Genomic DNA, 9,065 nt, shown 5'->3' with positions numbered 1-9,065 from the left:
GGGCCGATCCGGCGCCCGGGAGCGCGCGCGCCGCGGCGGCGGACGGCGCCGCCGCCCTGCGATCCCGTCCGGCCACCGTCACGGCTTCAGCTCGGGGAGCTTCACGTCGATGAGCGCGTCGCGGCGGAGCTCGGCGATGTACTGCTTGCGGTAGGTCTCGCCCTGCTCCTCGACGAGGCGGGCGCGGATCTCCTCGCGCGCCTCCTCGAACGTCTTGCCGCCGCCGCGGCGGCGCTCGTCCACCCGGAGCACGTGGAACCCGGGGCCGAAGCGGATGGGATCGGAGATCTGGCCGGCCTTCAGGGCGAAGGCGGGATCCTCGAGGGCGTGATCGAGGGTGCCGCGGCGGATCCAGCCGAGATCGCCCCCGTCGTCGGCGGCCGGCCCCTTCGAGACGGCCTTCGCGATCTGGGCGAAGTCGGCCCCCGCCTTGAGCCGCTGCACCACCCGCTGCGCCTCGGCCTGCACCTTCGCGACCTGGGCGTCGGAGGCGCCGGCGGGGATGGGCAGGAAGATGTGGCGGACGTGGACCTCCTCGGCGCCCTCGAACTCCTGCGGGTGCGACTGGTAGTAGTTGCGGAGGTCCTCGTCGGTGGTCTTGACCTTGTTGCCGATCTTGGCCTGGAGGAGCGAGTAGTTCTGGAGCTGGGCGCGGATCTGCGCGCGGAACGCCTGGAGATCGAGCCCCTCCTGACGGAGGGCGGCCTGGAAGGCGGCGTCGTCGAAGTTGTTCCGCTTCTTGATGTCCTCGATCTGCGCGTCGACCTGGGCGTCGGTGATCTCGATGTCGAGCTCCTTCGCCTGCGCCTGGAAGAGCCGGTCCGCGACGACGAGATCGAACGCCTTGCGGAGCGCCTCGGCCACCGCCTCGTCGCGGGCCTTCCCGGGCGGGAGCTGCTGCGCCTGCTCGTAGGAGGACCCGGCGCGGCGCACGAGCTCGACGTAGGTCACGACCTCGCCGTTCACCGTCGCCGCGACGCGATCGAGGGGGACGCGGGTCACGGCGCCCGGCGCCGCGACGGCCGGCGCCGGTCCGGCGAGGGCGAGGAGGGCGGCGAGGGCGAGCGAGGGGGAGAGGTTCACGGGGTCACCGCGGCGAGGGCCTTCTCGTCGATCGTGATCTTCGCGCGCTTGCGGAGGGCGGCCACGTACTCGTCCTGCGCGGCGGTCCGCCGGTCGCGGCCGAGCTTCTCGAGGATCGCCGGCCGGGCCTGCTCGAGCGTCCGGCGCTGGGCGGGCCGCTTCTCGACGACCTTGAAGATGTGGAAGCCGTAAGGGGAGGGGGTCACGTCGGAGATGGCGTTGGGAGGGAGCGTGAAGCAGACGTCGAAGACCTCCGGGAACCCGGAGCCCTTCCCGATGAAGCCGAGGTCGCCGCCGCTCTTGCCCTCCGGCGCGATCGACGACCTGCGGGCCACCTCGGCGAAGGTCTGGGGGTGCGCCCGGAGCCGGTCCCTGATCTGCTGCGCCTCCTCCTTCGACGCCACGACGATCTGGAGGACGCGGACCCGCTCCGGCTCCTCGAACTCGGCGCCGTGCGCGGCGTAGTACCGCTCGACCTCCGCGTCCGGCACCTTCACCTGCGGGAAGACCTCCTGCTCGAAGAGCCGCTCGAGGGTGAGCTGCTCCTTCAGGCGCGCCTTGAGCTCCGCCTGGCTGAGCCGCTGCTGCGCGAGCAGGTCCTCGAAGTGGCTGCCCGGGTACTCGGCCCGCAGCCGGAGGAACGCGCGCTCGACCTGGTCCTGGCCGACGGCGACGGACCGGGCGCGCGCCTGCTGGAGCAGGAGCGCCCGGTCCACCAGGTCGTCGAGGACGCGCTTGCGGAGCACGTCGCCCGTCGCCGCGGGCGCGCCGTCGGCGCCCGCCTGCGCGTCGCGCAGCTCGCGGGCGAGGGCGTCCCCGGCGATGGGCTCGCCGTTCACCACGGCGACGGTCTTCGCGAGGGGGGCGCCCGGGGCGCCGCCCCCCCACTTGCCGCAGGCCGCCGCGAGCGCGCCGGCCAGGATGAGGGGCAGGGTTCTCATGGGGACGAGACCCGCTCGCGTCGAGCCGCCTTGGCGCACGCCCGGATCGCTACTTCGCGGCGGGGGCGCGGGTCGGCGTGGCGGTCGGCCGGCCGGCGGGCGCGTTCGGCATGACCATGGGGCCGCCCATGCCCGGGTGGCCCATGCCCGGCATTCCAGGCATGCCCGGCATCATGCCGCCGTCGGCGGGCGCGGGCGCGATCTGCACGCCGTCGAGCACCTTCTCGTCGATCTGGACGTTCGCGTCGGCGCGCAGCTTCTTCAGGTAGTCGTCGAACTCCTTCGTCTTCTTCTCGCGGGAGAGGCGGGCCGAGATCTGGGGCTTCACCTGGTCGAAGGTCCGGTTCATCTCCTCCTGCTGCCCGGTCACCTTCACGATGTAGAGCCCCTGCTTCCCCTGGATCACGCCCGACGTCTCGCCGGCCTTGAGGGTGAAGACCGCCGAGGCCAGCTCCTTGCCGTACGCCTGCTCGAGCTCCGCCTGGGTCTTGAACGCGAGGTCGCCGGCCATCGGCTTCGAGGCGCCGTCCTCGGAGAACTCGCCGACGGCCTGCGCGAAGGCCATGGCGTTCGTCTTCTCCTCGGCCTTCACCTTCGCGAGCGCCTTCTTCGCGAGGTCCGTCTTCTTCGCGCGATCCGGCGTCCCCTCGGGCGCGTTGAAGACGATCGCCGAGGCGCGGACCCGCTTCGGCTTCACGTAGTCGTCGCGGTGCTGGTCGTAGTAGGCCTGCAGCTCGGCGTCGGGCAGCGGCGCGGCGTTCTGGTCCTGGAAGCGCTTCTGGACGAGCTTCTGGACCATGATCTTCTTCAGGGTGAGCTGCACGTCGGGGTCGTTCGCGAGCCCCTGCTTCTCCGCCTCGCGGGCGAGCACCTCGAACCGAATCAGGCTGTCGAGGAACTCCTTCTTCCGCTCGAGCGTGCTGTAGCGGGCGCGGATGAACGGCGACTGCTCGTCGAGGCGCGCCTTGAACTCGTCCGCGGTGATGGTGACGCCGTTGCCCTTGGCGACGGCGGGCCCGGTCTTCCGCGGGCCGGACTGCGGGCTGCAGGCGGCGATCGCCGACGCGGCGAGACCAAGGACGACATAGCGACGCAGCATGGAGGGAAGCTCCTCTGGGCTGGTGGTGGGAAAGGGACCTGGCGTGCGAACGCGCAAATCGGAGACGTTGTTCCGTTGCCGTGGGGCCCGCCCGAGCGTCCGACGGCAGAAAAAAGCATGGAACGACCCGGTGATCAAGGATCCGGCCCCCCGCCAGGCTGCTCGCCGCCGTTGCCTGCGCGCCGGGACGCGGGGCTCGCGGGTCGCCCGCGCCGGTTCGACGCGGGCGGCCGCGAGGCCGTCACTCGGGCCGGGCGCAGTGGGCGAGCTCGGCGAGCGCGGCGCGCGCCGCCTGGAGGAGCTCCCGGCCGCTCGCCGCCTGCTGCGCCGGCGTGGGCGGGGGCGCGAGCGCGGCCGGCGGGGCGGCGGGCGCGGGCCTGCGCGCCGCAGCGCCCTTCGCACCCTTCGCGACCTTCGCGCCCTTGCCGGACGCACCCTTCGCGGGCTTCGGCGCGGGGGGCGGGCCGATGGTCGCGACCAGCTTCATGTCCGGGGTGAGCCGGAGCCGCCCCTGCGAGCCCTGCACCTGCTTGGCGAGGAGGAAGGGGTCGAGCGCCGCCGCTTCGCCCAGGGTGAAGACGAGCCGCCCCGGCCCGGACTCGAGGGCGCGGATGCGGAGGGCGCGGAGCCGGACCTTCACCGCCATGAGGTCGCAGAGGGCGTCCACCTCGTCCGGCGGGTCGCCGCAGCGGTCGATCATCTCGGCGCGGACCTGGTCGAGGTCCTCGTCGGACGCCGCCTGCGCGAGGCGCTTGTAGAACCAGAGCCGCTGGTGGACGTCCGGCATGTACGGGTCCGGGATGAACGCCGGGACCGGGAGCTGCACGTCCGGATCCACGTCCTCGCGGGGCGCCTCGCCCTTGAGCTCGCGGACCGCCTCGCCGAGCAGGTCCTGGTAGAGCTCGAACCCGACCGCCTCGATCTGGCCCGACTGGTCCTTGCCGAGCAGGTTGCCGGCGCCGCGGATCTCGAGGTCGTGGCTCGCGATCTTGAAGCCCGCGCCGAGCTCGCTGAACCGCTGGAGGACCTCGAGCCGCTTCTGCGCGTCCTTCGTCACCGGGCGGCGGGCCGGCACGAGCAGGTACGCGTAGGCGCGCTCGCGGCTCCGGCCGACGCGGCCGCGGATCTGGTAGAGCTGCGACAGGCCGAAGTGGTCGGCCCGGTTCACGATGATCGTGTTCGCCGCCGGGATGTCGAGGCCGGACTCGACGATGGAGGTCGCGACGAGGACGTCCAGCTCCTTGTCCACGAACCGGCTCATCACCTCGTCGAGCTTCCCCTCGCCCATCTGCCCGTGCGCGACGCCGATGCGGGCCTGCGGCACGAGGTCGTGCAGGAACCGCTCGATCGCGCCGATGGAGCGGACGCGGTTGTGGACGAAGTAGACCTGCCCGCCGCGCTTGAGCTCGTTCTCCACCGCCTCCTTCACCGCGGCGGGGTCGAACTTCATCACGAAGGTGCGGATCGCCCGGCGGTCCTCGGGCGGCGTGGCGATGATCGAAAGATCGCGCACCCCGGCGAGGCTCATGTGGAGCGTGCGCGGGATGGGGGTGGCGGTGAGGGTGAGGACGTCCACGAGCTTGCGGAGCTTCTTGAGCCGCTCCTTGTGGGCGACGCCGAAGCGCTGCTCCTCGTCCACCACCACCAGGCCGAGGTCCTTGAACGACACGTCGGCTCCGAGGAGCCGGTGGGTGCCGATGAGGATGTCCACCTTGCCCGCCGAGGCGTCGCGGAGGAGCCCCTTCGTCTCCTCGTGCGTCTTCATGCGCGAGACCGCCTCGATCCGGACCGGGTAGCCCTTGAACCGCTCCCGGAAGGTGCGCTCGTGCTGGGCGGCGAGGACGGTGGTCGGGACGAGGATGGCCACCTGCTTGTGGGAGAGGACGGCGAGCATGGCCGCCCGCATCGCGACCTCGGTCTTGCCGTAGCCCACGTCGCCGCAGACGAGCCGGTCCATCGGGGCGCTCTGGGCCGGGCCGGTCCGCCCCTTGCGCATGTCGCGCAGGACGTCGTCGATCGCCTTCGCCTGGTCCGGCGTCTCCTCCCAGGGGAACTCCGCCTCGAACTCGCGGTAGACCTCGTCCGGCTCCGGGTACTGGAAGCCGGGGTGGGCGGCGCGCGCCGCGTAGATGTCGAGGAGCTCCGCCGCCATCTTGAGGAGCTGCTCCTTCACCCGCGCCTTGCGCAGCGCGAACGACGAGCCGCCGAGCCGGTCGAGCCGGATCGACTCCGGGGAGGCGCCGGTGAACTTCTGGACCTGCCGGAGCTTGGCGACGGGGAGGTACAGGCGATCCGCGCCGTCGTAGGCGAGGACGAGGAAGTCGCCCTCCACCCCGCGGATCTGCATCTTGGTGAGCCCCTGGTACCGGGCGATCCCGTGCTCGACGTGGACGACGAGGTCCCCCTCGTTGAGCTCGCGGAACGCCGCGGCGAAGGCGTTCTCGTCGGAGGTCCGGCGCGCCTTCTTCCGCACCCGGCGGCCGAAGATCTCCTCGTCGGAGAGGACCGCGAGGCCCGCCCCGGCGTCCACGAACCCGGCGGAGATCTCGCCGGCGAAGACGTGGACGTGGACGGCCGGGTCGTAGAGCTCGCGCGGCTCGCCGGGCGGCCCGGTGTGGACGCGGGGCTGCTGGCGGCGATCCTCGAGGAGGCGGCGGAGCCGCTCCGAGGACGAGGCGGTGCCGCAGGCGACCACCGCGGTGATGCCGCGCCGGCGCCAGTCCTCGAGCCGGCGGATCAGGGGCGCGAGGGCGCCGTCCTCGCCGCGGGACCCCTCGATCTCGGCGCGCAGCCCCGCCGTCTCGGCCAGGGCGAGCCGGACGGGCTCGCCGGTGCCGAGCCAGACCCGGTGGCGGCGGACCGTGGGGCGCTCGAGGGCCCGCGCGAGCGCCTCCTCGGCCGGGAGGAAGTGCTCCCCGGGCGGGAGCACCAGCTCCTCGCGCCGCACCGCGTCCTCGTGCTCGCGCGCGAGCTCGGCCTCGAGCTCGTGCAGGGCCTCCTCCACGCCGGCGGCGTCGTCGAGGTAGATCGCGGTGCCGGCCGGGAGGTAGTCGAACAGCGTGCCGAGCCCGCCCCGGTGGAAGCCGGGGAGGAGCGCCTCCATCCCGAAGAACGGGGTGCCGCCGTCGATCGCGTCCAGGACCTCCCGCACCCGCGAGGTCGGGCGGTTCACGCGCTCGGCCGCGTCGCGGACGGCCGCCTTCGCCGCCTCCTTCCCGTCCTCGCTGAAGAGGGCCTCGCGGGCCGGGCAGAGCAGCACCTCCGGGACGTCCCCCTCGCTCCGCTGCGTCTCGGGGTCGAAGGCCCGGCAGCTCTCGATCTCGTCCCCGAAGAACTCGAGCCGGACCGGCTTCTCGTCGGCGGGGCTCCAGAGGTCCACGATCCCGCCGCGCACCGCGAACGTGCCCGGGTCCTCGACGAGCGGGGTCCGCGTGAAGCCGAGGAGCACGAGCTTGGCCGCGAGCGCCTCGCGGTCGATCTCGATCCCCTTGCCGAGGAGGTCCGAGCCCGCCTCGAAGACCCGGCGCGGGAGGACGCGGCGCGCGAGGCCGCGGGCGGAGATCACCACCGCCTTGGCCGCCTCCGGGGCGAGGTGCAGCCGCGCCAGCGCCGCGAGCCGGTCCATCTCCACGCCCCGATCCGGGGAGAGGTCGTCGTAGGGGAGCACGGCGTCGGCGGGGACGCGCAGCACCGCGCCGCCCCCCAGGAAGAAGGAGAGGTCCTTCGCGAGGGCCTCCGCCTCCTCCTCGTCCGTCGCCACGGCGAGCACGGTGCGGGCCCGGGCGGGGCCCGGGGCGAGGAGATCCCGGACGAGGAGGGCGCGGGAGGCGCCGACGAGGCCGGTCACGTCGGCGCGGCGGTGCTCCTCGAGGGCGCGGCGCAGGCGCGCGCGCGCGTCGGGGGTCTGGCTGGTCGTCTCTGCGGTGTCCATCGGGTCTGCGGAGGGCGGCATCTTAGGAGGCGTCGGCCGGGGGCGCCACGGCGGAGCGCACCGGCCGGGGACGCGGGCGTCCTTGAATAACTCCTCGGGCCGCGGCGCGCTCGCGGGACCGCCCGCTTCCTTGATCGGTCGCGCGCTGGTCACTACACTCGCCCCTGCCCCGCGGGGAAGCTGCCGAGGGTGCATTGCGGTCTTCGATGCCACGACTCCTCCGCCTCCCCGCGCTCGCCGCGCTCCTCCTCGCCGCCTGCGGTGGCGAGGCGGGGCCGCGCCCGAGCGGCGAGGCGGTCCCGGTCCTGGCGACGCTCTCCGACGCCTCGACCGCGGGCTCGCAGAAGCTGCTCGCGGGGGATCCGGCGGGCGCCCGCGGCGCCTACGAGGCCGCCCTCACCGCCAACCCGGACGACCTGGGCGCCCTCAACGACCTCGCGGTCTCCTACCACCTCGAGGGCCACGCCGAGGCGGCCCGCCGGCTGCTCGACGACGCAGTGGCGAACGGGCCCCCCCGGGTCCAGCAGGCGGCGCTCGTGAACCTGGGGGAGCTGTACGCGCTCGAGGGCTACCTCACGGCGGCCCAGGCGTACCTCGAGACCGCCCGCGGCATCGACCCGGCGACGCCGGAGCCGTGGTACGCGCTCGCGGTGCTCGCCGACGCCCGCGGCGACGGCGCGGCCGCGCGCGATGCGCTCCGCGAGGCGCTGCGGCTCGACGACTCCGGTGCGGCGCGGGCCGGGTTCGCTTATCTATATGCGGAAGAGCGCGCGCACCTCGAGGCCCTGGTCGCCGAGCAGGTCGGCGACCGGGCGCTCGCGGCGGCGCGCTGGCGCGAGGTCGGCCAGGGCCGGTTCGGGACGCTCTCCCAGGCGGCCGCGAGGCACCTCGCCTCGGAGTGAAGCGGGTGGACGCCGATGCCGCTGCCCTCGGGCGAGCTCGACCGGCGTGAGCGCGAGATCCTCCGCGCGCTGGTCCAGGACTACATCCAGACCGGGGAGCCGGTGGCGAGCCAGCCGCTCCTCGCCCGCCACGAGCTCGACTGCTCGCCCGCCACCATCCGCAGCGTGATGGCCGACCTCGAGGCGCTCGGGTTCCTCGAGAAGCCCCACGCCTCCTCCGGCCGCGTCCCCACCGCGAAGGGCTACCGGCTCTACGTGGACGCGCTCCTCAAGGTCCGCCCGCCGTCGGTGGCCGACCGCGACCGGATCGAGCGCTTCGCCCACGCGAGCGCCGACGTCTCGGCGCTCCTCGAGGGCACCGCCGACCTGCTGCACTCGCTGTCGCACCACGCCGGCGTGGTCACGACCCCGCCGCCGAAGATCGACCCGCTGCGCCACCTCGAGTTCGTGCGGCTGCGCGAGAACCGGGTCCTGGCGGTGTTCGTGTCGGAGGCGGGGATCGTCACGAACAAGCTGGTCCAGCTCGAGTTCCCCATGGAGCCCTCCGAGCTCGAGCGGGCGGCGAGCTACCTCACCGGCAAGCTCGCCCGCGCCGGCGAGGGGGAGCTCGACCTCGCCGCGCTCCGGGACGGGATCCTCGCCGACATGCGCGCCGACCAGAGCGCGCTGCAGGATCTCCTCCAGAAGGCCCTGGTCCTCGCCGAGCAGACCTTCTCCGCCGCCCCGACCCGCGGCGACGTGCTGGTCGACGGGCAGGACAGCTTCCTCGACGCGCCGGAGTTCGCGGACGTGCAGAAGGCGCGGGCGCTCCTGCGGGCCTTCGCCGAGAAGGATCGGATCCTGCGGGTGCTCGACCGCGTCCTCTCCGCCCAGGAGGTCCAGATCTTCATCGGCGCGGAGAGCGAGTTCGCCGCGATGGCCGACGTGTCGATGGTGGCGGCCCCCTACGGCCTCGGCGGCCACGTGCTCGGGACGCTCGCGGTGGTGGGCCCGACGCGCATGAACTACGCCCGCGTGATCCCCCTGGTGGATCTCACCGCCCGGCAGCTCTCCCGCGCGCTCGCGGCGCTCGTCGAGGGAGGCTGATTCCACACCTCCACCGCGCCCGG

At 73.7% G+C, this 9,065-nt stretch carries 6 protein-coding genes; 2 read left to right on the top strand and 4 right to left on the bottom strand.

Annotated elements, in window-relative coordinates; all coding sequences use genetic code 11:
• Positions 1 to 78 precede the first annotated feature (78 nt).
• From MNZ27_RS00715 to mfd, 4 genes are all read right to left on the bottom strand, one after another.
• Positions 79 to 1,083, bottom strand: coding sequence for a peptidylprolyl isomerase (locus MNZ27_RS00715; protein WP_242392094.1), 1,005 nt, complete (start codon positions 1,081 to 1,083; stop codon positions 79 to 81).
• Positions 1,080 to 2,024 (bottom strand): peptidylprolyl isomerase, encoded by a 945-nt coding sequence (locus tag MNZ27_RS00710; protein WP_242392093.1) that lies wholly within the window; start codon positions 2,022 to 2,024, stop codon positions 1,080 to 1,082. Before MNZ27_RS00710 ends, MNZ27_RS00715 begins: the two co-directional genes overlap by 4 nt.
• A 49-nt stretch (positions 2,025 to 2,073) precedes the next feature.
• Positions 2,074 to 3,123: a peptidylprolyl isomerase gene (locus tag MNZ27_RS00705; RefSeq protein ID WP_242392092.1), complete on the bottom strand. Its 1,050-nt coding sequence runs from the start codon at positions 3,121 to 3,123 to the stop codon at positions 2,074 to 2,076.
• A 241-nt stretch (positions 3,124 to 3,364) separates the two neighbouring features.
• On the bottom strand, positions 3,365 to 7,054 hold the full coding sequence (gene mfd, locus MNZ27_RS00700) for a transcription-repair coupling factor (RefSeq protein WP_242392091.1): 3,690 nt from the start codon (positions 7,052 to 7,054) through the stop codon (positions 3,365 to 3,367).
• A gap of 206 nt (positions 7,055 to 7,260) precedes the next feature.
• Here mfd and MNZ27_RS00695 point away from each other — a divergent pair, with 206 nt between their 5' ends.
• Together MNZ27_RS00695 and hrcA are read left to right on the top strand one after the other, a co-directional pair.
• On the top strand, positions 7,261 to 7,956 hold the full coding sequence (locus MNZ27_RS00695) for a tetratricopeptide repeat protein (RefSeq protein ID WP_242392090.1): 696 nt from the start codon (positions 7,261 to 7,263) through the stop codon (positions 7,954 to 7,956).
• A 15-nt stretch (positions 7,957 to 7,971) separates the two neighbouring features.
• Positions 7,972 to 9,042: a heat-inducible transcriptional repressor HrcA gene (gene hrcA / locus MNZ27_RS00690; protein WP_242392089.1), complete on the top strand. Its 1,071-nt coding sequence runs from the start codon at positions 7,972 to 7,974 to the stop codon at positions 9,040 to 9,042.
• The last annotated feature ends 23 nt before the right edge of the window (positions 9,043 to 9,065 follow it).

It is taken from the genome of Anaeromyxobacter oryzisoli, from assembly GCF_022690765.1.
Lineage (GTDB): Bacteria > Myxococcota > Myxococcia > Myxococcales > Anaeromyxobacteraceae > Anaeromyxobacter > Anaeromyxobacter oryzisoli.
Note: the sequence above shows the minus strand (reverse complement) of the source record. Positions and strands in the feature narration are given on the sequence as shown.

Coding starts and splice junctions, on each gene's coding strand:
- hrcA (WP_242392089.1), top strand. CDS start 7,972: ATGCCGCTGCCCTCGGGCGAGCTCGACCGGCGTGAGCGCGAGATCCTC.
- MNZ27_RS00705 (WP_242392092.1), bottom strand. CDS start 3,123: ATGCTGCGTCGCTATGTCGTCCTTGGTCTCGCCGCGTCGGCGATCGCC.
- mfd (WP_242392091.1), bottom strand. CDS start 7,054: ATGGACACCGCAGAGACGACCAGCCAGACCCCCGACGCGCGCGCGCGC.
- MNZ27_RS00695 (WP_242392090.1), top strand. CDS start 7,261: ATGCCACGACTCCTCCGCCTCCCCGCGCTCGCCGCGCTCCTCCTCGCC.
- MNZ27_RS00710 (WP_242392093.1), bottom strand. CDS start 2,024: ATGAGAACCCTGCCCCTCATCCTGGCCGGCGCGCTCGCGGCGGCCTGC.